This is a genomic window from Microcystis aeruginosa NIES-843 (assembly GCF_000010625.1).
Taxonomy (GTDB): domain Bacteria; phylum Cyanobacteriota; class Cyanobacteriia; order Cyanobacteriales; family Microcystaceae; genus Microcystis; species Microcystis aeruginosa.
In genome coordinates this window covers 3,570,277-3,595,000 of sequence record NC_010296.1, presented here as the reverse complement: position 1 = coordinate 3,595,000, position 24,724 = coordinate 3,570,277, and the positions used below count along the sequence as shown (strand labels likewise).

19 protein-coding genes and 2 rRNA genes (1 of these 21 cut by a window edge) are annotated in these 24,724 nt (G+C 44.2%); 7 read left to right on the top strand and 14 right to left on the bottom strand.

Annotated elements, in window-relative coordinates; genetic code table 11:
- Positions 1-967 (top strand): 23S ribosomal RNA (locus tag MAE_RS16940); it begins 1,913 nt to the left of the window's first position.
- Between the two features lie 55 nt (positions 968-1,022).
- Positions 1,023-1,140 (top strand): 5S ribosomal RNA (rrf, locus tag MAE_RS16935).
- A 47-nt stretch (positions 1,141-1,187) separates the two neighbouring features.
- On the opposite strand, the gene MAE_RS16930 is transcribed toward rrf, so the two are convergent.
- The 4 genes from MAE_RS16930 to kaiC all read right to left on the bottom strand — a co-directional run bounded on the left by MAE_RS16930 (position 1,188) and on the right by kaiC (position 6,737).
- Positions 1,188-3,812 carry a trans-splicing intein-formed DNA polymerase III subunit alpha N-terminal partner DnaE-N gene (locus MAE_RS16930; RefSeq protein ID WP_002797106.1) on the bottom strand — a complete coding sequence of 875 codons (2,625 nt, stop codon included), beginning with the start codon at positions 3,810-3,812 and terminating at the stop codon, positions 1,188-1,190.
- 83 nt (positions 3,813-3,895) lie between these two features.
- Entirely contained in the window at positions 3,896-4,636 is a 741-nt protein-coding gene (locus tag MAE_RS16925) for an amino acid ABC transporter substrate-binding protein (RefSeq protein ID WP_422730599.1), read from the bottom strand.
- Complete coding sequence (locus MAE_RS33465; RefSeq protein ID WP_158303538.1) at positions 4,615-4,758, bottom strand: hypothetical protein; 144 nt, start codon at positions 4,756-4,758, stop codon at positions 4,615-4,617. Before MAE_RS33465 ends, MAE_RS16925 begins: the two co-directional genes overlap by 22 nt.
- 458 nt (positions 4,759-5,216) lie before the next feature.
- On the bottom strand, positions 5,217-6,737 hold the full coding sequence (gene kaiC / locus MAE_RS16920) for a circadian clock protein KaiC (protein ID WP_002797104.1): 1,521 nt from the start codon (positions 6,735-6,737) through the stop codon (positions 5,217-5,219).
- A 348-nt stretch (positions 6,738-7,085) separates the two neighbouring features.
- On the opposite strand from kaiC, the gene MAE_RS34155 reads away from it, so the two are divergent.
- Positions 7,086-7,235 (top strand): hypothetical protein, encoded by a 150-nt coding sequence (locus tag MAE_RS34155; RefSeq protein WP_164516973.1) that lies wholly within the window; start codon positions 7,086-7,088, stop codon positions 7,233-7,235.
- 77 nt (positions 7,236-7,312) lie between these two features.
- Here MAE_RS34155 and MAE_RS16915 read toward each other — a convergent pair whose 3' ends face one another.
- The 3 genes from MAE_RS16915 to MAE_RS16905 all read right to left on the bottom strand — a co-directional run bounded on the left by MAE_RS16915 (position 7,313) and on the right by MAE_RS16905 (position 12,919).
- A complete protein-coding gene (locus MAE_RS16915) occupies positions 7,313-8,236 on the bottom strand; it encodes a branched-chain amino acid transaminase (protein WP_002761646.1) in 924 nt (307 codons plus the stop codon).
- 22 nt (positions 8,237-8,258) lie between these two features.
- Positions 8,259-10,019 (bottom strand): M61 family metallopeptidase, encoded by a 1,761-nt coding sequence (locus tag MAE_RS16910; RefSeq protein ID WP_041804174.1) that lies wholly within the window; start codon positions 10,017-10,019, stop codon positions 8,259-8,261.
- A gap of 449 nt (positions 10,020-10,468) precedes the next feature.
- A complete protein-coding gene (locus MAE_RS16905) occupies positions 10,469-12,919 on the bottom strand; it encodes a transglycosylase domain-containing protein (protein ID WP_041804173.1) in 2,451 nt (816 codons plus the stop codon).
- A 41-nt stretch (positions 12,920-12,960) separates the two neighbouring features.
- Here MAE_RS16905 and MAE_RS33460 point away from each other — a divergent pair, with 41 nt between their 5' ends.
- Positions 12,961-13,131: a hypothetical protein gene (locus tag MAE_RS33460; RefSeq protein WP_231859640.1), complete on the top strand. Its 171-nt coding sequence runs from the start codon at positions 12,961-12,963 to the stop codon at positions 13,129-13,131.
- 71 nt (positions 13,132-13,202) lie between these two features.
- On the opposite strand, the gene mreD is transcribed toward MAE_RS33460, so the two are convergent.
- The 3 genes from mreD to MAE_RS16890 all read right to left on the bottom strand — a co-directional run bounded on the left by mreD (position 13,203) and on the right by MAE_RS16890 (position 15,628).
- Positions 13,203-13,784 carry a rod shape-determining protein MreD gene (gene mreD / locus MAE_RS16900; RefSeq protein WP_041804172.1) on the bottom strand — a complete coding sequence of 194 codons (582 nt, stop codon included), beginning with the start codon at positions 13,782-13,784 and terminating at the stop codon, positions 13,203-13,205.
- Positions 13,751-14,500, bottom strand: coding sequence for a rod shape-determining protein MreC (gene mreC, locus MAE_RS16895; RefSeq protein WP_012266655.1), 750 nt, complete (start codon positions 14,498-14,500; stop codon positions 13,751-13,753). Before mreC ends, mreD begins: the two co-directional genes overlap by 34 nt.
- Before the next feature lie 90 nt (positions 14,501-14,590).
- Complete coding sequence (locus MAE_RS16890; protein ID WP_012266654.1) at positions 14,591-15,628, bottom strand: rod shape-determining protein; 1,038 nt, start codon at positions 15,626-15,628, stop codon at positions 14,591-14,593.
- A 223-nt stretch (positions 15,629-15,851) separates the two neighbouring features.
- On the opposite strand from MAE_RS16890, the gene MAE_RS16885 reads away from it, so the two are divergent.
- Positions 15,852-16,202 (top strand): single-stranded DNA-binding protein, encoded by a 351-nt coding sequence (locus MAE_RS16885; RefSeq protein ID WP_002797092.1) that lies wholly within the window; start codon positions 15,852-15,854, stop codon positions 16,200-16,202.
- 56 nt (positions 16,203-16,258) lie between these two features.
- Here the strand turns inward: MAE_RS16885 and MAE_RS16880 are convergent, their stop codons facing one another.
- Both MAE_RS16880 and MAE_RS30130 read right to left on the bottom strand, forming a co-directional pair.
- Positions 16,259-17,071 carry an aminotransferase class IV gene (locus tag MAE_RS16880; protein ID WP_012266653.1) on the bottom strand — a complete coding sequence of 271 codons (813 nt, stop codon included), beginning with the start codon at positions 17,069-17,071 and terminating at the stop codon, positions 16,259-16,261.
- 65 nt (positions 17,072-17,136) lie between these two features.
- Positions 17,137-17,310, bottom strand: a complete 174-nt coding sequence (locus MAE_RS30130) for a hypothetical protein (protein WP_231859639.1) — start codon at positions 17,308-17,310, stop codon at positions 17,137-17,139.
- Between the two features lie 240 nt (positions 17,311-17,550).
- Here MAE_RS30130 and MAE_RS16875 point away from each other — a divergent pair, with 240 nt between their 5' ends.
- Both MAE_RS16875 and gcvP read left to right on the top strand, forming a co-directional pair.
- Positions 17,551-19,176 carry an ArnT family glycosyltransferase gene (locus tag MAE_RS16875; RefSeq protein WP_012266652.1) on the top strand — a complete coding sequence of 542 codons (1,626 nt, stop codon included), beginning with the start codon at positions 17,551-17,553 and terminating at the stop codon, positions 19,174-19,176.
- A gap of 108 nt (positions 19,177-19,284) precedes the next feature.
- Positions 19,285-22,272 carry an aminomethyl-transferring glycine dehydrogenase gene (gene gcvP / locus MAE_RS16870; protein ID WP_173351077.1) on the top strand — a complete coding sequence of 996 codons (2,988 nt, stop codon included), beginning with the start codon at positions 19,285-19,287 and terminating at the stop codon, positions 22,270-22,272.
- A gap of 39 nt (positions 22,273-22,311) precedes the next feature.
- Here gcvP and lpxB read toward each other — a convergent pair whose 3' ends face one another.
- Entirely contained in the window at positions 22,312-23,541 is a 1,230-nt protein-coding gene (lpxB, locus tag MAE_RS16865) for a lipid-A-disaccharide synthase (protein WP_012266650.1), read from the bottom strand.
- Positions 23,542-23,773: 232 nt separating this feature from the next.
- On the bottom strand, positions 23,774-24,610 hold the full coding sequence (lpxA, locus tag MAE_RS16860; protein ID WP_002797088.1) for an acyl-ACP--UDP-N-acetylglucosamine O-acyltransferase: 837 nt from the start codon (positions 24,608-24,610) through the stop codon (positions 23,774-23,776).
- Between the last annotated feature and the right edge of the window lie 114 nt (positions 24,611-24,724).

The window sequence follows — 24,724 nt, the reverse complement described above, 5'->3', positions numbered from 1 at the left end:
GAAATTCCTTGTCGGGTAAGTTCCGACCCGCACGAAAGGCGTAACGATCTGGGCACTGTCTCGGAGAGAGACTCGGCGAAATAGGATTGTCTGTGAAGATACGGACTACCTGCACCTGGACAGAAAGACCCTATGAAGCTTTACTGTAGCCTGGCATTGGCTTCGGGCTTCGCTTGCGCAGGATAGGTGGGAAGCTTTGAAACTCTCCTCGTGGGGAGAGTGGAGCTAACGGTGAGATACCACTCTGGCGAGGCTAGAATTCTAACCCTGACCCCTCATCGGGGCGGGAGACAGTTTCAGGTGGGCAGTTTGACTGGGGCGGTCGCCTCCTAAAAGGTAACGGAGGCGCGCAAAGGTTCCCTCGGTCCCGTTGGAAATGGGACGATAGAGTGCAAAAGCAGAAGGGAGCTTGACTGTGAGACCCACAAGTCGAACAGGGACGAAAGTCGGCTTTAGTGATCCGACGGCACCGCGTGGAAGGGCCGTCGCTCAACGGATAAAAGTTACTCTAGGGATAACAGGCTGATCTCCCCCAAGAGTTCACATCGACGGGGAGGTTTGGCACCTCGATGTCGGCTCATCGCAACCTGGGGCTGAAGTCGGTCCCAAGGGTTGGGCTGTTCGCCCATTAAAGCGGTACGTGAGCTGGGTTCAGAACGTCGTGAGACAGTTCGGTCCATATCCGGTGTAGGCGTAAGAGCATTGCGAGGAGCCTTCCTTAGTACGAGAGGACCGGGAAGGACGCACCGCTGGTGTACCTGTTATCGTGCCAACGGTAAACGCAGGGTAGCCATGTGCGGAGCGGATAACCGCTGAAAGCATCTAAGTGGGAAGCCCACCTCCAGATGATTGCTCTCATGGCATTAAGCCAGTAAGGTCTCGGGTAGACTACCCGTTGATAGGCTCTAGATGGAAGCTCGGTAACGAGTGCAGTCGAGGAGTACTAACCGACCGAGGGCTTGACCTGATTCTTCTTTCACCACTTTTTCCCTAGCTTTTGCAGTCTTGAGGGTTCTACCCTTCCTGGTGTCTTTAACGTGATGGCACCACTCCGATTCCATCCCGAACTCGGTTGTGAAACTTCACCGTGGCCAAGATACTTGTCGGGTTGCCGACCGGGACAATAGCTCGATGCCAGGATTATTCTTTCCTACCCCTCAATCCGACAAGATTGGGGGGTTTGGTTTTTAGGAAAAATCAGAGGATTTTAAATCTAAACCTCGCTCAAATATTGTATCTATGGCTAACATTTCTCCGTCGCTAGTCATAAATTTATGATCTTTGGTTGCTTGGATAGTTTGCCCATTTTCTAGGGTGTATTCAAAGACTTCTTGTAAACCTCGCTCGTGCCATTGAGAGATTGGTTGACTATAAACAAAACCATTTTGGTCAACAGTATAAACAGTGCAGTTAATTTCTTCGCTCACAATTTTAGCAATTGGTAATAATCCGTATTCCTCAGTTAAAATTAACGTCTCACCTCCTAGACAATATTCGGCAAAATTTACCATCTGTTCAAAGAGATTTTCAGCGATTCTTTTTTCCACACCATTTTTAGCAGCACCATCGATAAACATCTCCCTTTGTTTCTGCATTTCGGAGGCTTTTTTCTTACCCATTGCCCGACGCAATAGATCCGCTTCTCCTAGGGAATAACCAGCTAAATCCTGCGCCATTTTCATAATCTGTTCTTGATAGACTAAAACTGCGTAGGTTTCCTTAAGAATTGGTTCCAATAAAGGATGATCATAACGAATGGGTTCTCTACCGTGTTTTCTGCCAATAAAGAGAGGAATTAATCCCGCATCTAAAGGACCAGGGCGATAGAGTGCTAGGATTGAAGATATGTCCTCAATACCCGATGGTTTTAACTCTTTAACTATCTGTTTCATCCCCGATGATTCTAACTGGAAAATACCTTCTAAATCCCCTTCTTCTAGTAATCCGTGGGTTTTGAGAATATCGGGAGGTAGTTTTTTATGTTCCCCTTTAGCCCGAATTTGCAGGGCTTTTCTTTCATCTAAAGGCAATTGATCCAGATCGATATCTATGCCCTGATTTTGTTTAATTAAATCGGCGGTTTTTTTCAAAGTGGTTAAATTTCTTAACCCTAAAAAGTCCATTTTTAACAATCCCAATGATTCTAAATCCTCCATGAAATATTGGGTAATTACCGCCCCATCATTATTTTTCTGGAGGGGAACCACTTCATCTAAAGGTTGGGAAGAAATGACGACTCCCGCGGCATGAACTCCGAAGGTTTTGTTAGTACCTTCGATACGAATTGCCATATCTAACCAATGACGCACATGGGGTTCCGTATCGTATCTTTCTTTAAATGCTGGTTCGGGAGTTTCATCGGAAATCATCACTTTTAAAGGTGTGGGTTTACCGCGAGAAACGGGAATCATTTTCGCCATTTTATCCGATTCGGCGTAGGGAATATCTAACACCCGCGCCACATCTTTTAAGACAGCTTTTGATGTCATGCGGTTAAAAGTAATGATTTGGGCAACATTAGCCTCCCCGTATTTTTCCGTGACGTATTGGATCATTTCATCCCGTCTCTCGATACAGAAATCCGTATCAATATCAGGCATAGATTTCCGTTCAGGATTGAGAAAACGCTCAAATAATAAACCGTGATGAACGGGATCAATATTGGTTATTTTTAAAGAATATGCTACCAAAGAACCCGCCGCCGAACCGCGTCCTGGACCGACGGGAATATCATGATCTCTAGCATATTTTATATAGTCCCAAACGACGAGAAAATAGGTAGAAAATCCCATTTTCTGTAACATTTTTAATTCGTATTCAAGCCTTTCTTTGTAAACAGGCTCAATCTCGTGACGAGAAGGACATTTTAATCTTTCTAGTAATCCTAACCAAGCAATTTCTTCTACATAACTATCAGCAGTATGTCCGGCAGGAACAGGATAATTAGGCAGCCTTGGTTCATTAAATATGTTATAAGGTTCGACTTTTTCTGCTACTTCTAAGGTGTTATTAATCGCTTCTTCAATCACATCTTCTGGCAGATGATCACGAAAAAGTAAGCGCATTTCATCAGCAGATTTTAAGTATTCTGTGCCGCTATAACGGAGACGTTTATCTTCAGTAATTAACTTGGCAGTTTGAATACAAAGCAAGGCATCGTGTGCCTCTACATCGTAACAGGAAATAAAGTGAGAATCGTTAGTAGCAACTACTTTAATTCCTAATTCTTTAGCAATTTTAACTATTTCTACATTAACAATCCGATCTTCTTTAGAACCGTGGTCTTGAATTTCTAAATAAAAATCATCACCAAAAAGTTTTTTATACCATTTAGCCGTTTCCTTCGCCAGTTTCCTGTTATTAGCTAAAATCGCTTGGGGAATCTCTCCACCCAAGCAAGCACTGGTAACTATCAATCCTTCGTGGTATTGTTGGAGTAACTCTTTATTAATACAAGGACGAGCAAAAATGCCTTTACCTTGAATACCTTTCAGATTAGAAATAGTAGTTAATTTAACCAGATTTTTATAGCCTTGGGTGTTTTTGGCTAAAACAACTTGATGATATTTTCGGTGGCGAAGATTGACTTCAATATCGCCATTGACTACATACATTTCATTGCCAATAATTGGTTTTATTCCCTTATTACGGCAGGTTTTAATTAATTCGATCGCACCATACATGACTCCATGATCGGTTAAAGCGATCGCTGGTTGTCCTAATTCGATCGCTCGATCAATTAGTGCCGGTAATTGGGAAGCACCATCAAGTAAGCTATAATCACTGTGAATATGTAAACCGACAAAAGACATAATTTTTCAGGAAAAAGTAACAAGTAAAAAGCAAAAAAACTAGAATTTACTGACTTTTAATTTTCAGCAATCACAGTCTATTTTTAGGGTTGATTGAGAATCCTATAGGGGAAAGAACTTTCTTCTAAATTAAACCATTGTTCTCGCAGTTTCTGGTTATCATTGCTGCCAACAACAGTATCAACAAATTTTTTCCATTCGGGATCGTTTTTGGGTAAAATACAGCCATAAAGTTCGGTGGTAATCGGTTGACTGGGTAGTAGCACAAATTGTCGCGGATCCTGTCCTTGTTTAACGAGTTCCCCCAGTAGAAGAATTCCATCACTAACCACTGCGTTTACTTCTCCCCTTTGTAATTTTGCCACTGCCTCACTTCGATCGCTGACAGCTTGCCAATTAGCCAGAGGATAGATATAACGAATAATACTATCGGTGGTGGTGTGGGGAATATAGGCGATCGCAACTGCCGCTAAAGTGTGATTAATATCTATTTTATCAACATTTTCCCTTTTAGTTAGAAATTGCGCTCCTGTCATAAAATAGGGAATAGAAAAATTAACCTTTTCTAGTCTTTCTTCCGTAATTGTTGCCGCATTACAGGATAAATCTACTTGTCCCTGTTCCACTTGCTGAAAACGATTATTAGTCGTCGCTTCTGTAAAGGTTATTGTAATCGGTTTACCTAATTCTTGTGCTAATCGACGTTGGACTAAGCGCATTAATTCCACTCCGTAACCTGTCCATTGTCCCGTTTTCTCATCGATATAACTAAAGGGAGTAGCGTCTTTTCTGGCTGCCGCTTTTAATTCTCCCGTGCGAGCAATTCTTTGTAAAACTGGTTCTTCGTTACTTGGTATGGTTTGATCGGGTGGCATAAATCGACTAAATCCTTATCTGGCAAGAGACTTAATTGATTAGCTCGTTCTAGATCGAAAACAATTGGCAAAAATCGAAGCAATGTCTTTATATATAAGGGTTTCATCCCTTATAACCCCCCTCCATTGCATAACAAAAACCGAAGAACCGTAAAACTGTTTCTGCCAAGGCTGATAAATGTAGGTTATTTATCAGTAAAAGACCTAGAAAAATAAAGCAAAAGTTTTTAGACATATCAAGAAAGCAAGAAGGAGATAGGGAGAAAAAAGCTAACCACCGACGCGCGATTAGCAAATGCTGCTATATTTTAACTAGAGCTTGCTGAATAAATCTAAAAACCTTGTTGGATAAGACTTTTAGACCTTTTTAAAATCCAAAAGTGCCTCGTCTGGGAGTGATCAGGGGGAAAATTCCGGGACTTTTTCCCTGAAAATTAGGTAATTGAACAGATGAAAATCGGTAAAACCCTACACCCCACACCCCACACCCTACACCCTACCCCCACCGAAAAACTTTTTGCCGCAAACCCTAACTACGATCCTCGAATAATCCACTCAAACGTTCTACTTCTGTTTGTGCTGTGTACATAGGAGTTCCAGCCAGAATTCCGGTAACATTGCGGAAAGGTTGACCGATGTGCATACCTTGATGATCGATCGAAAACTCACGAATATCCTTATCGTGCATAGAACCGCGCATTTTTAAAACAGTGATCCCGCGGCGCATTTCTCCATACATTTCCACATAACGCAGCAGAATAATTGAATCGGTAATTGTAGAAATATGAGCTTCTGTAATCGAGGAACCACCTAATAAAGTGGGAGTGGTGGAAGTAAATAATCCTCCCACCTCTTTTTGCTTAATAAAAGAAGTCAAACCGATAATAAATTCCCGAAATCCTTTCAGATTAGAAACCCTTTCTAAAGCAGATAAACTATCTACTGCCACTCGATTAGGTTGAAACTCCTCGATAATTTCCTTCATCATAATTAAATGATTTTCTAAACCCGTAGTTTCGGGATAACGGCAGACTACCTTTAATTTACCTTCCTTTTCCATGCGGTCATAATCCACACCCCAACCGGTAGCATTTCTAAATAACTGTTCTCGACTTTCCTCGAAGGCAAAAATTAAACATCTTTCCCCATTGGTTACTCCCCCAGCCATAAATTCTGTCACCATCAGGGTTTTTCCTGTTCCTGTGGCTCCCGAAACCAAAATAACCGAATCGCGGAAGAAACCCCCCCCACACATTCTATCGAGTTCCAGACTGCCAGAAGTAATGCGAATATTAGAGGATTTTTGTTCTAATTCAATGGCTGATAAAGGAATAATCACGGCCCCTTTATTGGGAATAATTGTAAAAGGAAATTCTCCTTTTTGGTGATCGGTTCCCCGATATTTTAAAATTTCGATCGTCCTTCTTCTTTTCTCATCGGTTAAAACGTTGCGTAAAATCACCACATTATCGGCCACAAACTCCTCCACCCCATAACGACTGATTTCGCCGTATTCTTGGGTTCTTTCTGCGGTCATAATCGCTGTTACTTCCAATTCTCGCAAAGCGGTTGCCAGACGAAAAAGATCACTTCTCACTTGAGCGCTATCACTTAAATGGCTGAAAATTGCGCCTAAAGAATCCATAGACACCCGTTTGGCTTTATTTTTGCGGATAGCAAACTCAATGCGAGCGATTAATGCGCCTAGGTCGTATTCTCCCGTCACCATCGGCTTTTCTTCCGGTTGGGGGGAAGCATCGACAAAGGCCCATTGACGATTCTCCTCCCACTGCCGGATATTCCAACCAAAACCACCCATATTTTTTCTTAGTGCTTGGGGTGGCTCCTCGAAGGTGACAAAAACGCCATTTTCTCCATTTTTGATGCCTTCTGCCAGAAATTGACAGGCAAAAACAGTTTTAGCACTTCCTGCCGTCCCCGCTATCAAAGTTGCTCGTCCTTTCGGTAATCCCCCTTCCGAAAGAAAATCAAAGCCGGGGATTCCTGTTTCTAACTTCTCAATCAACTCTAGGGGATTATTTTGCGTCATTTAAGTTCTCTATGAAAACGAGCCAATGTTTATTGTACCTATTTCAGTGACCGGCGATACCGGAAATTTATCCCTAGTTTGAGAGTTTGAGCATTGGTAATAAAATTTCCAACACATAGTTTAAATGCAGGACAGCTTAACCCAAGTATAAAGAGATTGGTTAGAGTCAAGGGAAACTATATAAGCAGGTAAATCTTAGCCACAATTAACCAAAATACCAATAAACCAATAGTCAGAATCAAAGTAAGTTTTGTATTTAGTTGATTAATACTCTCCTTGAGAACTTTGATAGAGTTTAAGGTATAATCATAGGTAAGCCAAATATTTGTCATAGTTATTTACTCTACTATGGAACATACAACCGATAATGATCAAAGTCAGCAAGAAAGCGATAATCAACAAGAGAAAACAGCAACAGGGAAGAAACCCATCCTAAAGATTGATCCTAATAAAACTATACCCTACATACAGGAAGGAATCAAACCGAAAAATAGATAAATTCTGTTTATTTCAGGGTTCCTTGAGATGCGCCATCATTTGACGCATCTCAAGGAAAATCAAGTGAATTTCTCTAACTATAAAGGAACTTTAGTAATCCAATCTTGATACTTTGGTTCCTGATTGAGAACGATAGAACTTAACTTTTCTTTTAACTGATAAGTAATCGGTTTAGCCGCAGGTAAAGAAAAAGTTTCAATCCTTTTAATCGGAGTAATTTTCGCCGCAGTGCCACTTAAAAACACCTCATCAGCGATAAATAACTCCGTCTTATCCACGGGTCTTTCAATAACCGGAATACCCAAATCCCGCGCAATAGTTAAAACACTATCTCTAGTAATCCCCTCTAGGATATCTTGGTCAAAACTAGGAGTAATTAGCTGACCATTTCTGATGATAAAAATATTCATTCCCGTCGCTTCACAGACCTTGCCTTGGGAATTCATTAAAATTGCCTCATCAAACCCCGATTCTACCGCTTCCGTTTTTGCTAAAGCAGAAGTGATATAAGCGGCGCTAATTTTACCTCGCAACGGGAAACTTCTATCTTCTTGACGATACCAAGAACTAATCCGACAGTTAACCCCATCGGCTGCTAAATAATCATCCATTTCTAGACCATAGACTAGAAAATCCTTCTCGATACCATGCAATCGCGGGGCAATTCCCAACCCGGAACTATAGACAAGGGGACGAATATAAAAAGGTCGATGACACTGATTCTTTTTAACAAAATCGATAATTATTTGATAGATTTTATCGGCAGGAATCTCGTAATTAAGAAACTTAGCACTTTGACTTAAACGCTGACAATGACGTTCTAATCTAAATAATAATATCTGTCCAGCATTGTTAGGGTCGGGAGTACCTCGTAAACCCCCAAAAGCGGCAGTTCCGTAGTGTAGTGCGTGGGTAGCAACGGATAACTTTGCCTCGCTAAAAGGGATAAATTTATTCTCAAAATAGGCGAGAGGAAGGAAAGGAATTTCGGTAATAGACATTTTTTTTTGATTGAACCAAGAACTAAACGGGATTTACCCATGCGGAAAAATTTTGTTTCTGGCTATTAGAAGGATTTTCTACCCTGATAATTTCATAGCGAATCGTCTGCGGGGCAGCCAGTGGAACAGCAAGGGTTCGCAATTCATCGAGATGAAAGACTGTTATCTGAATAATATCACCTGCGCGGTAGTCTTTTAATCTTTCGTTTAACTGTTCCGCCGTCACCCGCAATCCATCGATAGCCAATAACTCATCATCAGCATTAATTCCCGCTTTTTGGCAAGGGGAACCCATCTCGACAAATTTAATTATTTCTTTACCCGCTTCACTCTGTAGCCGCATTCCCAGATAAGGTATCGTCTCCCCATTGTCAACACCCCGCAGATAGAGTCCAAAAGGTTCAAGATATTGATTAAAGGGTAATTCTTCTAAACCGTCGATATAACGGCGGTAGAAGTCGCTTAAATCCACCCCTGCGGCAGATTCGAGAATTGCCTGCAACTCCCCATCGGTATAACCAATCTCCTCTTTACCGAAATGTTGCCACATCGAGCGTAAAACATCATCGAGGGAACGACGGTTATCGGTGTGGGTGCGAATTAGTAAATCGAGAAGCAGCGACAATAATTCCCCCTTGAGATAGTAGGAAATTTGACTATTATCGCTATTGCTATCCCGTCGGTAGAGTTTTATCCAGGCATCGAAACTCGATTCGCCTAGAGGTTGGACAAGACGACCGGGTATATTGAGATAACGGGTGATTTCTTTGCTTAAAAGCTCTAAAAAAGTCTTACTATCGTATATTCCCGCCCGTAGAGGGATTACTATATCGTAATAACTGGTGGTTCCTTCGGCAAACCAGAGGGAAGAAGTATAATTTTCTGCATCATAATCGAAGCTTTCTAAAGCTTTTGGGCGAATACGCTTGATATTCCAGAGATGAAAGAACTCATGGGCGACTAATTGCAGAAAACGATTATATTTATCCTTATCTCGCAATCCCAAACGCGCATAGTTAAGGGTACAGGAATTTTTATGTTCTAGTCCCCCGTAACCAGCCGCCGAAAGATGTAGCAAAAAGAGATAATTATCATAAGGGAGTCCACCGAACATAGCCGACTCGGTTTGAATAATTTTAGTGGTATCGGCGATAATTTGACTAGGATTGGCGTTTCCCCGTCCCCAGATAGCTAATTGATGGGGTTTTCCCTCGACGACAAAATCGTATAACTGATGAATCCCCACCTCCACAGGACTGTCCACTAGGGTATCAAAATCGGGAACGTGAAAGGTGTTTTTCTGTCCGGATAAAGATTTTAAGGCAGTGGTAACGCGCCAATCGCCATGGGGGGGGATAATTGTCAGGGTGAGGGGATGTTTTTGATAATCGGGGATATAGAAAAATAAAGCAGCCCCGTTGAAGTAACCGTGAGTATCATCGAGATGGTTGGTTCTGACGGTTAAATCGTGGGCAAAAACGCGATATTTGACCGTTATTTCGGAACTGTCACCATTGTCAATCTGCCAGTGATTTTTAGCAACTTTGCGACTGTTAAGGTTAATAGCTTGAAAATCTTGAACTAAACGGGAGTATTCCCGCACTAGATAGGAACCGGGAGTCCAAACCGGCATTTTTAGGTTTAAAATCGGAGCTTGCCAACCGGTAATCTGTAGAGTAACTTCAAAGAGGTGTGAAGTCGGTTCCGGCATAGCCACTTGATAGCTGAGACTTAAACGGGTTGAGGAGACGGTAGTGGGGGAAATAAGACTGGTCATCGGCATTAAACGGCTTTTAAGTTATTCTACTAAATCCAGTTATTAAAAACTGATTATTTATTCCCCCTTTTGCATGACTGCCTCTCCTGATATGTAGCCTATACTCAACGGATGGCCGTATTACTTCCGATTTTATCACTCAATCCAAGCCTTTGGGGGGTAGAACCCCCAAACTCCTAGGGTTGATTGATAGTAGGGTTGATTGATAGTAGGGTTGATTCATGAATCAACCCTACCCAAACCCCCCGTTGGGGGACGGCTGCTGACGCATCTGTAATAATTTAAGAGTCACTCCCCTTGCATGACTGTCTCTCCTGATATGTAGCCTATACTCAACGGATTTAACCCCGTGTGCAACTATATTTTTACTCTTGATTTACAAGGCTTTCAGAAATCAGCAGAGATAAAGTATCCTCTGTAACCCCCGCAAATCCTGCGAGGGTTGTCGTGCCGATTCAGCGTCTTTCTGCCGGGGGTGCAGGAGGAGCCACATCGGGGGGAGGAGTTACCTGTAGGGGAACCGAACGAGTTTCGGGAGCTGCCACAGTGACGGGAACGGTAATCGGTTCGGCTGCCGCGGGGGCCGTATTTTGAGGACTAGGAGCAGCGGCGCTGGTAGGAGCGACGGTAGTACGCCGACGACTAGAACGGCGTTGGCTGGGTTCGCTAGTATTAGAACGAACGATAGTTTGCTCGCGACTTACCCGAACCCGTCGCCGTCTGCGGATGGGTCCTTCGCTGGGGGAACCCTCATCGCTGCTGGCTAAACGATTATTAATAGTTTGGGTAAAGTAGGTACGTCGGGGTTTAATTGGTTCCGCTTTTACTGTCACTGGACGTTTGCCTAAATTCGGTTCTGGGAAACCTTGATAGGGAATATCCTTAATTGCTCCTAACATAAATTGTCGCCACATCCAAGCGGACATGGTACTGGCTCCATTGGTGGGTTTATTATTGTCATTACCGAGCCAAATTCCCGTGACTAATTGGGGAATATAACCGACGAACCAAAGGTCGCGAGCCTTGTCAGAAGTGCCGGTTTTTCCTGCCACCGGACGACCAATTTGTGCGGGGGTTCCCGTTCCCGAATTAACCACATCCTGCAGCATCCAAGTCATCGTCGCTGCCGTGTTTTGATTGAGAGCAGTTTTCGGTTTAAAATTGGCTTGATAAATTACTTTACCATTGCGATCGAGTACCTGATTAATACCGTAAACTGGTTGATGCACACCATTATTAGCAAAGGTTCCGTAGGCGCTGGTCAATTCTAAAAGATTGACTTCCGAAGCACCCAAAGCCAAAGAATAAGTGGGTAAAAGTTTCGACTGGATCCCCATATCTTGAGCTAATTTAATCACCGGATTCCAACCGACGGCCACTAACACCTGAACTGCCACCACATTCAGGGAAGAAGTCAAAGCATCGCGCATGGACACCGCGCGGCCGCTATACTTATCGCCGTAGTTTTCCGGTTTATAACCATCCACTACATACTGAGCATCTTTATAACTAGAATAGGGGGATTTCCCCGCCGCAATCGCCGCCGCATAGACAAAAGGTTTAAAAGTAGATCCTGGCTGACGTTTTGCCTGTGTCACCCGATTGAATTGATTCTTATCGTAGTCAATTCCCCCGACCATGGCCTTAATTTGTCCATTTTTGGGGTCAATTGCCACTAAAGCTGCCTGTTGGAAGTTCTGCCACCTGCCATAACGAGAAACCGCTCTTTCTACCACTTCCTCCCCTTCCCTTTGCCAACGAGGATTAAGGGTAGTTTTTACCACCAATCCCCCTGCTTCTAGGGTTTTAGCGGGAACCAGTTGCGGCAGTTCTTTTTCCACATAATCGGTAAAGTAGGCCGCTTGCCGTTGCAGACGTTTTAGGGGACTGGTTTTCAGACCTAGGGGAGATGCGATCGCCAGTTCTGCTTGAGCGTTAGTAATAAATCCCACCTCGGCCATAGTTTTTAGGACGATATTACGCCGTTCTAGGGCAGATTTAGGGTTTTCGAGGGGAGAATAGAGACTAGGAGCGGGAACAATCCCGGCAAGGGTGGCAGCTTCGGCTAGAGTTAATTTATCGACGGGTTTACTGAAATATAACCAAGCGGCATCGGCCAGACCGTAGGCCCCGGAACCGAGATAAACTAGGTGAAAATAACGCTCTAAAATCTGGTCTTTTGTATATTTATCTTCTATTTTCTGAGCGATACGCATTTCCCGTAATTTGCGATCAAAGCTCCTTTCTTGGGATAAAAAGACAATCCGGGCCAATTGTTGGGTGATGGTGCTGCCTCCTTCCACCACTCCCCCGGCTCTCAGGTTAGAAAAGAGAGCGCGAGCAATACCCTGGCCATCAACTCCCCCGTGTTGGCGAAAACGGCGGTCTTCACTAGCGATAAAGGCCTCCTGTACCAGTGGGGGAACTTGGGCAATTTTCACGGTTTCGTAAGTGCTAGGGCCATTTTGCTTGAGGATTTCCCCATTAGCGGCTTGAATGGTTAGGGTGCCGGGACGAGCATAGGTTTGTATATCGGCGATATTTTGCGGTAGAGAGGTTTCAAGGCGATAAATGCCCCAACCTACCCCTAAAATGCCCCCAGTTACGCCTAATCCCAATCCCAAGTACAACCCAAAGCGGGGATGTTGTCGCCATTGCGGTAAGGGGGAATTGTCGAGCAGGGTAGTAAATTTGTTTTTTAAGGGTTTTAACGTCTCTAGAGCCTTGCTACTGGTTCGGGAGACTAAATTAACCTTTTTTTCTTCGTAAGCGGCTTCTACTGGCTTTTCCCCCGCAACTGGCGCAGATTTGGAGTCTATAGGATCGACTTTAGGGGGTTGCTCGGAATTCTCTAATTTATTAGCAAGATTATGAAAAAATTGACTAAGTTTTTGTTTGTATTTCATGTTAGTTGAGCGGGTGAGGATGAGGGTGTTGGGGTGTTGGGGTGGTGGGAAGTGGGGAAGGGGAAGTGGGGAAAGGGAAGTGGGGAGGTGGGGTGTTGGGGAAGTGGGGTAGTGGGGAAGTGGGGAAGGGGAAGTGGGGAAAGGGAAGTGGGGAGGTGGGGTGTTGGGGAGGTGGGGTGTTGGGTGTAGGGTGTAGGGTGTCGGAAGAGTAAATAGAAATAATCTCCTGTCTCCTGTCTCCTGTCTCCTGTCTCCTGTCTCCTGTCTCCTGTCTCCTGTCTCCTTAAAGATCGCTAAATTGTCGCCACCATTGCTGGAGGGGATAATAGACGAGGGGAGTCCAGAGACTACTAAGCAGAGCAGAAGTGAGGCCAATGCGTTGATAATCGAGCCAAAGATCAGCGAGATTTTTGCCTCCTTGTAGATAGTATTGAAAAGCGATCGCACCATCGGCGATTAAAGTCATAACAAAGACAATTAAGACCACGGCGATCAATTCTTCTTTAACATAACGTTGTCGGTGTAAACGGGAAGTGAGGAAACCGATGAGACCAAAAACCATGATATGGGAAGGATAATTAGAGGTAAGACTATCTTGAATAGCACCGAGCGCTAATCCGGCCACCACACTATCGAGACAAGAGCGATTGAGACTCCAACTAACCAACCAAATCAGTAACCAATTGGGAGCGATGCCTAAAATCTCCATCCCGGGCAGCCGCATTAAGGAAAGAAAAGCACAGAGAAGCAGCGAAGCGATAGTGACTAAAATATTCAGTACAAAACGAGAACGGGCTGATAAACGGCTTAATTTCAGCATAATTCCCCCTCTCACTGCTGGGGTTGCGGGTGAACGAAGACCCATTCGAGATTGTCCACGGTGGCGGTAAATTCAATTTTGGCGGTGGGGGCGGGATTTTCCTGTAAATTAAGGGAAATTATGCGACCGATGGGCAACCCTGGCGAAAAAAGACTACTAAAAGCCGAAGTTGTCACCACATCTCCCGGTTTCACATCGGGAGCTTTTTCAAAAAAGCGCAGGGTGGCCACTTGGGAATCCTGACCTTGAATTAAACCCATGGCCCGACTACGATTCACCGTTGCTCCGATGCGACTTTGGGAATTACTGACCAATAAAACTTTGCTGGTGTGGGGAGTAACTTCCCTAATCCGTCCCACTAAACCGCCAATTCCCGTCACCGAAGCACCCACTTCCACACCATCGGTGCTACCCCGACCGATAATTACCTGTTGCCACCAATCATCAGCGCTGCGGCCAATAATTGGGGCAGAAATCAGGGGTTTTTTCTGGGTTTGATAATAACCAAGCTGTTTTTTTAATTGTTGATTTTGATATTCGACTTCACTTAAACGATTTTGTAATTCTCGCACCCGTTGATCGGCCAGAAGTTGCTCTTGCAGATTAGTTTCCTCTCCCTGAAAAGGGCGGGTTAATAAACCATACAATTCTAAAATCGTCCCACTTTGATAGGTGCGAATGTACCAAGCTCCCCCCAGAGCGGCAGCGAGCAGAAAAAGTCGCCATCCCTGCTGTGTCCATTTTCGTCGTGCTGAATACATGAGCGATTTAAAACCTCTTGGCTGTGTAGAGTGAGAATCCGTGTATTTTTCCGCTGTTGATAGCTAACGGCTAACCGATCCTAATGACCTTTAGACATTGCGAGTTGTTTCATTAACGATCCGCTCAAAGAGTTTCTGATTTTTTAACACTTCTCCCGTGCCTTTGACAACACAGCGCAGGGGATCTTCAGCGATATGGGTAACGATACCAGTTTCGTGACTGACTAGGCGATCGAGTCCCCGTAATAAAGCACCCCCTCCCGCTAACATGATGCCGCGATCGATAATATCGGCCGCTAATTCGGGGGGAGTTTTTTCTAGTGTACGTTTGATCGCATCAACGATCACAGAAAGTGGTTCATCCATACTTTCCCGCACTTCTTCCGCTTTTATCGTCACGGTGCGGGGTAAACCGGACATGAGATGCAATCCCCGCACTTCCAGAGGAGGAAATTCATCTCCGGGGGAGGGATAAGCCGAACCAAGGCGAATTTTGATATCTTCGGCCGTGCGTTCCCCGATAATCAGGTTATGGACTTTTTTCAGATAAGCGATAATTGCTTCCGTGAGTTCATCCCCAGCGACGCGCACCGATTCGCTGATCACCGTCCCATCGAGACTGAGAATCGCCACTTCCGTCGTGCCACCACCGATATCGATGATCATATTTCCCGTCGCTTCCGAGACGGGTAAACCGGCGCCCAAGGCCGCAGCAACCGGTTCATCAATTAACCCCACTTCTCGCGAGCCGGCATTTTTGGCCGCATCCACCACCGCACGTCTTTCTACTCCAGTAATCCCACTGGGAACACCGATTACCATGCGGGGATTGCCAATCGTGCCATCGAGCGCTTGTTTGATGAATTCCGCTAACATGATCTCGCAGCTGTAAAAATCGGCGATTACCCCATCGCGCAGGGGTCGCAGAGCGGTGACATGGCCCGGAGTCCGACCGAGCATTTTTTGTGCCTCCTTCCCGACAGCGACCGGGTTACGATCTTGATCGATCGCTACTACCGATGGTTCCTCTAAAACGATGCCTTTCCCTGACACATAAACGAGGGTGTTTGCTGTACCCAAGTCTATACCTATGTCCCTTGATAAGCCTAGTCCTCTAAAAAAACCCACTTGTTTTCACTCCTGTTCTGATAACAACGTTGCTATAGCTAGACTTTCGATCGAATCGACTTGGATTTTATTACGTTTTGTTTCTCAAGTCTAGTTAATTATCGCTTCTTTCTCTCCAGATTGACGCAAATCCTGCCCCTAATTTTCTCCCTAGCCACCGGTCAAAGTCAGGGTTTCGGGCTAAAATAAACATACTATTGTACTAAATTGAGGATTTAAGACCATGAGTTTAAATCTGGTTCATTTGGTGGGACGAGCGGGGAGAGACCCGGAAACCAAGTATTTCGAGTCGGGTAAGGTTTTATGTACTTTCACTTTAGCGGTTAATCGTCGCTCTAAAAATAGCGATCAGCCGGATTGGTTCGATCTGGAAATTTGGGGCAAAACGGCGGAAGTGGCCGCTAATTATGTGAAAAAAGGCGGTTTAATCGGGATTAAAGGTTCTTTAAAAATGGATACTTGGAATGATAAAAACACGGGATTAGCTCGCTCTAAACCGGTGATTCTCGTCGATCAACTAGATTTACTCGGTTCTAAACGCGATAGTGAGGCTAATTCCGAGCGAGAATTTTAAAGCTTAAGCGGTATTATTTCCAGATTTTAGGTGTGTTAGCTTCTAGTAACACACCCTTATTTATTGTCTTCTAATTGACTGGAAAAATATTGCTGTAAATCCGGTAAAACTTGCCGATAAATGGCTGTATTTATCTGTAGATCCCAGCCAAGAATAGAATTAAAAGGGATAATTTCCACCAGGGAATTACTATAAGCAATCCCTTCTAAAGTCCTGACAAATTCGGGGGTCCAGAGATTTTCTTGCAGGGAAATATTTTGTTTTTTTAACCAGCCGATCAAAGCCGAGCGCCCGATTCCGGGCAAAATATCAGCAGTCAGCAGGGGACTGTACCAGCAATTATCTTTCCATCCCCATAAATTACCCGTGCTAGTTTCTAACCAATTCCCAACTCGATCAACTAATATCGCTTCTTTTGCTCCTTTTTTTTGAGCAGTTTGTGACGCTAACCAAGGGGTCAAATAATTACCAGTTTTATGTTCTCCTAAAACCCGTTGCCAAGCGGGATTATCTATTACCCACCCAATAATTCCCCGCTCTTGTCTAAGGTGTAAATCTTCCGGGAGAAATCTGCCTTTAATCCACTCCCTACCATCGGCAAAAATTGTGATTCTCAGGACAGGATACAATAGGGATAATTTTTCGGATCCTTGGCGAATTCGCTGCCAATCGGGATCAGACCATTGAAAAACTTGTAAACTAGAGTGCAGACGTTGGAGATGCTCTTGCCAATGGGTTAGGGGATGATCTAAGCTTTGTTGATAGATACGCAGGGTAGTAAAGAGTGTGGCTCCATAAAGCAGTCCAATATCATCAATACCCAGACTTATTCGCTCATCCTCGATTAATTCGCCATTATACCAATACATAATCAGTTATCAGTTATCAGTTATCAGTTATCAGTTATCAGTTATCAGTTATCAGTTATCAGTTATCAGTTATCAGATTTGAGTTTTAAGGATCTTCTAGAGTAGTTATGATATTTTAGCAGAAAATAATGGTTCTTCGTTACTTGGTATGGTTCGATCAGGGGGCAGAAATCGGCTAAATCCTTATCTGGCAAGGGACTTAATTGATTAGCTCGTTCTAGATTGAAAACAATTGGCAAAAATCGCAGCCATGTCTTTCTATATAAGGGTTTCACCCCTTATAACTCCCGTCCATTGCATAACACAAACCGAAGAACCAAAATAATCAAAGCTTTTTGCTTGGTTGGATTCTAGGCTATTTAAGGGATTAGGCTCATTGAAACTACTAATTTGCTATAACCAGTCTAGGAGAGCCTTACTGATTACTGTTTACTGATTACTGTTTACTGATTACTGTTTACTGATAACTGACCTAGCTTATGAACCGTCAAAAATTTACTTGGGGATATTCTGGTTATAAATTGCGTCAGAGAGAAAATTTTAAAGAATTTCTGTGTTTACTGGGATTATTAATAGCGGCCTTAATTATCTATCTAGTGGGATTAGGTAATTTACCCTTGCGGGATTGGGATGAAGCGACCATCGCTCAGGTGGCCAAGGAAATTAGCCAAACCCCCCTGGAACAATTGCGCTGGTTATTTCCCAGTTTTTGGGGTGATCCCTACCTGAATAAACCGCCGTTGATTCATAGTTTAATTGGTCTAACCTACCATTTCTGGGGCATCAATGAGGCCAATACGAGACTAATTCCCGCTTTTTTAACAGCTTTATCGGTGCCGCTCCTCTACCTTCTCGGTCGAGAAATTTTTCCCGCTCGTTTACCAGCTTTACTATCGGCCTTGATCTATCTAACTCTTTTGCCGGTGGTGCGTCATGGCCGTTTAGCCATGTTGGATGGAGCGGTATTGTGTTTTGAAATGCTGATGTTTGTTTGTTTACTGCGCTCACGGCGCGATTTACGCTGGTCTCTGGGGGCGGGGTTAGGATTTGCCCTCCTTTGTCTGACTAAGGGGATTATGGGGCTATTATTGGCGGGTATCGGCTTGATTTTTCTGCTCTGGGATACTCCCCGGTTGTTAACTTCTGTCTATTTTTGGTCGGGTTGGTTATTGGGAGCAACCCCCGCTTTTGCCTGGTACACCGCCCAATTTTGGCACTACGAGCGGGAGTTTCTCGATTCCCTTTTTGTTCAACAGTTAAAGCGAGTTAGTGACGATCTGGACAATCATCGCGGACCGTTTTGGTATTATCTGCTGGAAATTCTTAAATATAGTTGGCCTTGGTTAATTTTCTCGGTTTGGGGTTTACGTTTAGCCCGTCAGGAACATCTCTACAGTTGGGCGAAGTTACTGTTAGTTTGGACGGGTGTTTATTTGTTGGTGGTTTCGGTAATGGCGACCAAGTTGCCTTGGTATATTCTGCCGATCTATCCGGCCTTGGCTTTAGCGGCCGGTTATGCCTTGGCGCAAGTGGGTAATCTTCCCATTGATCGCCCCTATAATCCAATCTGGTCAATTATTCTGGGTATGATCGGCGTTGTGGCGGGTTTATTAGCTTTAATGGCCTATGTCCCTGGTAATTTTGCCGCTATCGAACCTATCCATCCCTTAATTCTTTTAACCTTATTGTCACTTTCCTTGACCATGGTGACAACGGCGATTTTGTTAGCTCGGCGCTCGGAACAATTCAGCGTGGTTTTACTCTGGGGAATGTTGGTTTCTTTGTTTATTTTTGTCAATTCTCCCCTGTGGATATGGGAATTAAATGAGAATTTCCCCGTCAAACCTGTGGCGAGTTTAGTACAGAAATATGTGCCGGCCGATCACCCTGTTTATATTTCTTTTGCCTACGAGCGCCCCTCATTAAATTTTTATAGTGGTCGTCGGGTTTTTCCCCTTGCTGCTGAAGAATTAATCAATTATTGGCAAAGTCACAAGCAACCCTACCTAATTATCGATCGTCAAACCAAAGAAGCTACTGATTTAGGAGGATTAAAGGTGATCGGCTCTACGGATTCCGGTTGGTTTTTGGTGACAAAGCAGTAGTGAGGTTAATTTTGTGCATACTTTCGATAGCAAATTAGCTGAGACTTTAACTTGCTGGCTTCAAATATTACAAAAATTTTACAAGTTGCGTTAAAATCACCCCTAGCGATGAAACGCAACACTTTTGTAATTGTTGAAACCGAGATTAATATGCTAAATAGGTCAATTACGGCCGAGAAAACCGAGGAATTCGCTCCTGCTGACCTGCAAGACCTGCTAGACTGTACCGATAGCTTTGTTAACCGTCACATTGGGCCGACGGAGACGGAAATCGAGAAAATGCTGGCGGTTTTGGGTGTTGCTACTGTTGAGGAGTTAATCGCTAAAACTGTCCCGTCAGGAATTCGTTTACAAAAAAGCCTTAATCTAGCACCTGCCTTGAGTGAATACGCCGCTCTTGCCCAATTAAAAGCTATTGCCTCCAAAAATCAGGTATTTCGCTCCTTTATTGGCATGGGCTACCATGACTGTATCACCCCGCCGGTAATTCTCCGCAACATCCTAGAAAATCCGGGTTGGTACACCGCCTATACTCCCTATCAAGCGGAAATCGCCCAAGGACGCTTAGAAGCTCTCTTAAACTTCCAAACTCTCATCACTAGCTTAACCGGTCTGGAAATTGCTAACGCTTCCCTCCTCGATGAAGGAACAGCAGCCGCGGAAGCGATGAGTATGAGTTATGGACTGTGTAAAACTAAAGCCAATGCTTTCTTTATCTCTAGTAGTTGCCATCCCCAAACGATTGAAGTTGTTAAAACCAGAGCGATTCCTTTAGGTATTGACATTATTATCGAGGATCATCGTCTCTTTGACTTTCAAACGCCCATTTTTGGCGCATTATTACAATATCCAGCCACCGATGGCGTAATTTATGACTATCGGCAATTTATCGCCAAAGCGCAGGAAAATGGGGCTTTAGTCACCGTTGCCGCCGATATTCTCAGTTTAGCCCTGTTGACTCCCCCCGGCGAATTGGGGGCTGATATTGCCGTGGGTAGCAGTCAACGCTTTGGGGTTCCCTTGGGTTATGGGGGTCCCCATGCCGCTTATTTTGCCACCAAAGATGCCTATAAACGCAGCATTCCGGGGCGCATTGTCGGGGTATCGAAGGATAGTCAGGGTAAACCCGCACTGCGTTTAGCTTTGCAAACCCGCGAACAACATATCCGCCGGGATAAAGCCACCAGTAATATTTGTACCGCACAGGTGTTACTAGCGGTGATTGCTTCCATGTACGCGGTGTATCACGGACCGGAAGGAATCAAGAAAATCGCCCAAAGAGTGCAGAAATTAACCGCTTTATTGGCAAATGGTTTAAAAAAGTTGGGTTATCAAGTGGGGAAAGAACCGTACTTCGATACGCTCAAAGTTACGGTATCCACGGGAGTTAAGGATATCTTCGCCAAGGCAAAAACCCATAAGATTAATCTGCGTTATTTTGATGAGAATAATCTAGGAATTAGTCTCGATGAAACCACCAGTCTCAGGGATGTGTGGGATTTATGGCAAATTTTTGCCCCCACCGAGGAATTACCCTTTACCGCGGCGGAATTAGTCGAGAAAATTAGTCTAGAATTACCCGCTAATTTAACCCGTACCAGTGCCTATCTTACCGAACCGGTGTTCAATCGTTACCACTCGGAAACGGAATTACTCAGATATCTGCACCGTCTGGAAACAAAGGATTTAGCCTTAAATACTTCCATGATTCCCCTCGGTTCCTGTACGATGAAACTCAATGCCGTAGCGGAGATGATTCCGGTAACTTGGGCAGAATTCGGCAAATTACACCCTTTTGCCCCGATTGACCAAGCAGAAGGCTATCAACTGCTCTTTCAACAGTTAGAAACTTGGTTAGGGGAAATTACCGGGTTTGATGGCATTTCCCTACAACCGAACGCCGGTTCTCAGGGAGAGTATGCCGGTTTACAGGTGATCCGAGCCTACCATGAAAGTCGCGGTCAAGGTCATCGTCAGATTTGCTTAATTCCTGAGTCCGCTCACGGGACTAATCCTGCCAGTGCTGTTATGTGTGGTATGAAAGTAGTGGCGGTTAATTGCGATTCTCGGGGCAATATTGATATTAATGACCTGAAAACTAAGGCCCGGAAGCATCAGGATAATCTAGCGGCTTTGATGGTGACGTATCCTTCCACTCACGGCGTTTTTGAACAGGGAATTAGCGAAATTTGTGCCTTGATTCATCAATACGGTGGTCAAGTGTATATGGATGGCGCCAATATGAATGCTCAGGTGGGTTTATGTCGTCCGGCGGATTTTGGCGCTGATGTCTGTCACTTGAATCTCCATAAAACTTTCTGTATTCCCCACGGTGGGGGGGGACCCGGTATGGGACCAATCGGAGTAAAATCCCATTTAGTGCCTTTTCTGCCCGATGTTTCCCTGGTTTTGGCGAAATTATCCCCAGAAACCGCTAACGGTAAGCATCAGGACTCGATTGGGGCAATTTCGGCCGCGCCTTGGGGTAGTGCCAGCATTTTGGTGATTTCTTGGATGTATATCGCTATGATGGGGGCAGCAGGCTTGAAAAAAGCGACAGAAGTGGCAATTTTGAACGCTAATTATATGGCTTTTCGTCTGGAGTCGGCCTATCCGGTGTTATTTAAGGGTAGCGCGGGAACGGTTGCCCACGAGTGCGTGATTGATTTACGTCCCCTGAAAAAACAGGCCGGCATCGAGGTGGAAGATGTGGCAAAACGCTTGATGGATTTCGGTTTCCACGCGCCGACGGTTTCTTGGCCCGTGGCGGGTACAATGATGGTGGAACCCACGGAAAGCGAATCTTTGGGCGAATTAGACCGTTTTTGTGAAGCTTTGTTAACTATCTATCAAGAAGTACAAGCGATCGCTAATGGGAGCATGGATCCCCACGATAATCCCTTGAAAAATGCCCCCCACACAGCCGCAGTTTTAACTGCCGATGATTGGAGTCGTCCCTATTCCCGTCAACAGGCAGCTTACCCGCTTTCTTGGCTAAAAGATTATAAATTCTGGCCGGTAGTGGGACGGGTTGATAATGCTTACGGGGACAGAAATCTGGTTTGTTCCTGTGAGGGTATGGACGCTTATAAGTAATCGTAATTCCTTGATAATATTTGGTGGGGTAGTGGCAAATTACCCCGCTTTTTTCTGGTTTTTCGGAACTTGATCCGTAAAATTAAGTACCTCTTGTGCCACTCGCTCACAACTGCCTACTGTTCCTAAACCGGCTTTAGTTTCTGCGTATTCATTTAACATTTTTTGCCGACGTTGCTGATTTAATAATAAATCTAGACATTCCTGCATAATTCTCTCTGGGTTAGCTTCCTCTTGTAATAATTCGGGAACAATTTCTCGCATTAAAACTAAATTTACCGGTGAGACAAATGGTACAGAAAGCTTCATAATATTGCGGGCAATCCAAGCAGTAACTACACTTAAACGGTAAACCACCACCTGCGGCACATTTAACAAAGCAATTTCGAGATTAACTGTACCAGACTTAGCCACAGCCAGATCGGCTGCGGCAATCGCTTCTAAAGTCTGATCTCGTTCCATAATCACCGCATTTAATCCATATTCCTTCACTAATTCTCGCATTTTTGGTTCGTATAAAGCTAGGGGAACGGGAATTAAAAACTTAATATCGGGAATTTTTTCCTGTAATTTTTTAGCAGCAGCGCACACCGTCGGCACGAGATATTTAAACTCCTGTTGACGGGAAGCAGGTAATAAAGCGATTACCGTTTCTTCGGGTTTTATTGCCCATTTTTGCCGCATTTCTTGCCGATTGGGAGCATTAGCCATACGATCAACTAAAGGATGTCCCACCCAAGTTACCGGTAAACCTTTTGTTTCAAAAAAACGGGCTTCGGCAGGAAAAATTGCCAATAATTTATCCGTGACGGCGATTAATTTTTCCGTATTAAATAACTTTTCTGCTGTGGCCCTTAGTTTAGCTGAGGGAATATTTTCTTCCGACCAAATCCACACCTGTGGGGCAATATAATAAATAATTGGCACTTGGGGAATAATTTTTTTAGCCGATTGACCGATCGCCACATTTGCCCCCACATAATCAATTAAAATAATCAGATCGGGAGGATGATCTTTAAAAAACTCTTTTGCTCGTTTTTGTAGTTGTAAAGTTGGCCAAATAAAGGGGATAGATTCAATTAATCCCATGGCAGCCAGTCGAGTGGTTTTACCCAACATTTTCGCCCCGGCTAACTCCATGCGATCGCCACCTAAAGCAAAAATTTCTAACTCAATTGCCTGGGTTTTAGCTAGTTTAAAAAGGGATTCAATCAGCATGGCTGCCTGTAAATCACCCGATACCTCACCCGTGCTAATAAATATACGCATTTGGATAATTATTTGATAATAAAAGAATTCAGGAGATAGGAGTCAGGAGACAGGAGTCAGGAGATAGGAGTCAGGATTGCTGGAGATAGGAGTCAGGAGACACGAGATTATTTTTATTTATTCTTCCCACTTCCCCACTTCCCCATCACCCCACACCCTACACCCTACACCCCACACCCTACACCCCACACCCTACACCCCACACCCCACTCCCTGTTCCTCAATAAAAAAATTATTTTCCCGGAATTAAACCGCGGCGTTTTTCTCCCGTGGTAGAGGATTGTAAAAATTGACAGAGATGTTGAACATGGGGGTTATCGGTTAAGAGAGAAACTTGTTCTAAAGCCTCCTGAAGATTTATATTAGAACGATAGATAATCCGAAAAGCTTTTTTCAGTAAAGCTAGATCTTCATCGGTAAAACCGGCCCTTTGTAAACCGACTAAATTAAGAGTTCGTACCCGACAGGGATTGCCTTCCACTAAAGTAAAAGGGGGAACATCGCGATCAATACGACTCATTCCTCCTAACATGGCCATTTTGCCAATATGAACAAATTGATGTACTCCTAAAACCCCCCCGATAACTGCTTTTGATTCGATCTGGACATGACCTGCCAAAGCGACACTATTAGCGATAATAATGTTATCTTGCAAAATACAATTATGGGCAACGTGAACATAGGCCATTAATAAATTATTACTGCCAATTTGGGTAACTTCTCCCGTATCCGTGGCGCGATTAATCGTGACAAACTCGCGAATTTGGTTATGATCACCAATTTCCACGCTACTTTCGCCACCTTTATACTTTAAATCCTGTGGTTCATTACCAATAACAGCCCCGGAAAAAATATGATTACCCTTGCCAATTTTGGTCGGACCCTCAATGACCACATGGGCATCAATAATTGTATCAGCTTCAATTTCCACATTGGCCCCGATCACAGCATAGGGACCAACTTTAACCTTTGGAGCAAGTTTTGCCGACGGATGGATAACCGCAGTGGGGTGAATTAACGTATTCAAAGGGAAGTCTCCCGCGCTCAACTTCGTCACTGTATGAATCATGGTATAGCTTATCCTATATTGGACAGATTGTGATCAAGATTGATAGCGGTTGCTTAGGGAGGGGACGACTTTAATGGGGAACCAGAACCCGATAAACTATTAACCAGATTCTCT

Bases quoted from the DNA above. Each gene is read 5' to 3' on its own strand.
- MAE_RS16930 (WP_002797106.1), bottom strand. From the start codon at position 3,812: ATGTCTTTTGTCGGTTTACATATTCACAGTGATTATAGCTTACTTGAT.
- kaiC (WP_002797104.1), bottom strand. From the start codon at position 6,737: ATGACGCAAAATAATCCCCTAGAGTTGATTGAGAAGTTAGAAACAGGA.
- MAE_RS34155 (WP_164516973.1), top strand. From the start codon at position 7,086: ATGGAACATACAACCGATAATGATCAAAGTCAGCAAGAAAGCGATAAT.
- MAE_RS16915 (WP_002761646.1), bottom strand. From the start codon at position 8,236: ATGTCTATTACCGAAATTCCTTTCCTTCCTCTCGCCTATTTTGAGAAT.
- MAE_RS16910 (WP_041804174.1), bottom strand. From the start codon at position 10,019: ATGCCGATGACCAGTCTTATTTCCCCCACTACCGTCTCCTCAACCCGT.
- MAE_RS16905 (WP_041804173.1), bottom strand. From the start codon at position 12,919: ATGAAATACAAACAAAAACTTAGTCAATTTTTTCATAATCTTGCTAAT.
- mreD (WP_041804172.1), bottom strand. From the start codon at position 13,784: ATGGGTCTTCGTTCACCCGCAACCCCAGCAGTGAGAGGGGGAATTATG.
- mreC (WP_012266655.1), bottom strand. From the start codon at position 14,500: ATGTATTCAGCACGACGAAAATGGACACAGCAGGGATGGCGACTTTTT.
- MAE_RS16885 (WP_002797092.1), top strand. From the start codon at position 15,852: ATGAGTTTAAATCTGGTTCATTTGGTGGGACGAGCGGGGAGAGACCCG.
- MAE_RS16880 (WP_012266653.1), bottom strand. From the start codon at position 17,071: ATGTATTGGTATAATGGCGAATTAATCGAGGATGAGCGAATAAGTCTG.
- MAE_RS16875 (WP_012266652.1), top strand. From the start codon at position 17,551: ATGAACCGTCAAAAATTTACTTGGGGATATTCTGGTTATAAATTGCGT.
- gcvP (WP_173351077.1), top strand. From the start codon at position 19,285: ATGAAACGCAACACTTTTGTAATTGTTGAAACCGAGATTAATATGCTA.
- lpxB (WP_012266650.1), bottom strand. From the start codon at position 23,541: ATGCGTATATTTATTAGCACGGGTGAGGTATCGGGTGATTTACAGGCA.
- lpxA (WP_002797088.1), bottom strand. From the start codon at position 24,610: ATGATTCATACAGTGACGAAGTTGAGCGCGGGAGACTTCCCTTTGAAT.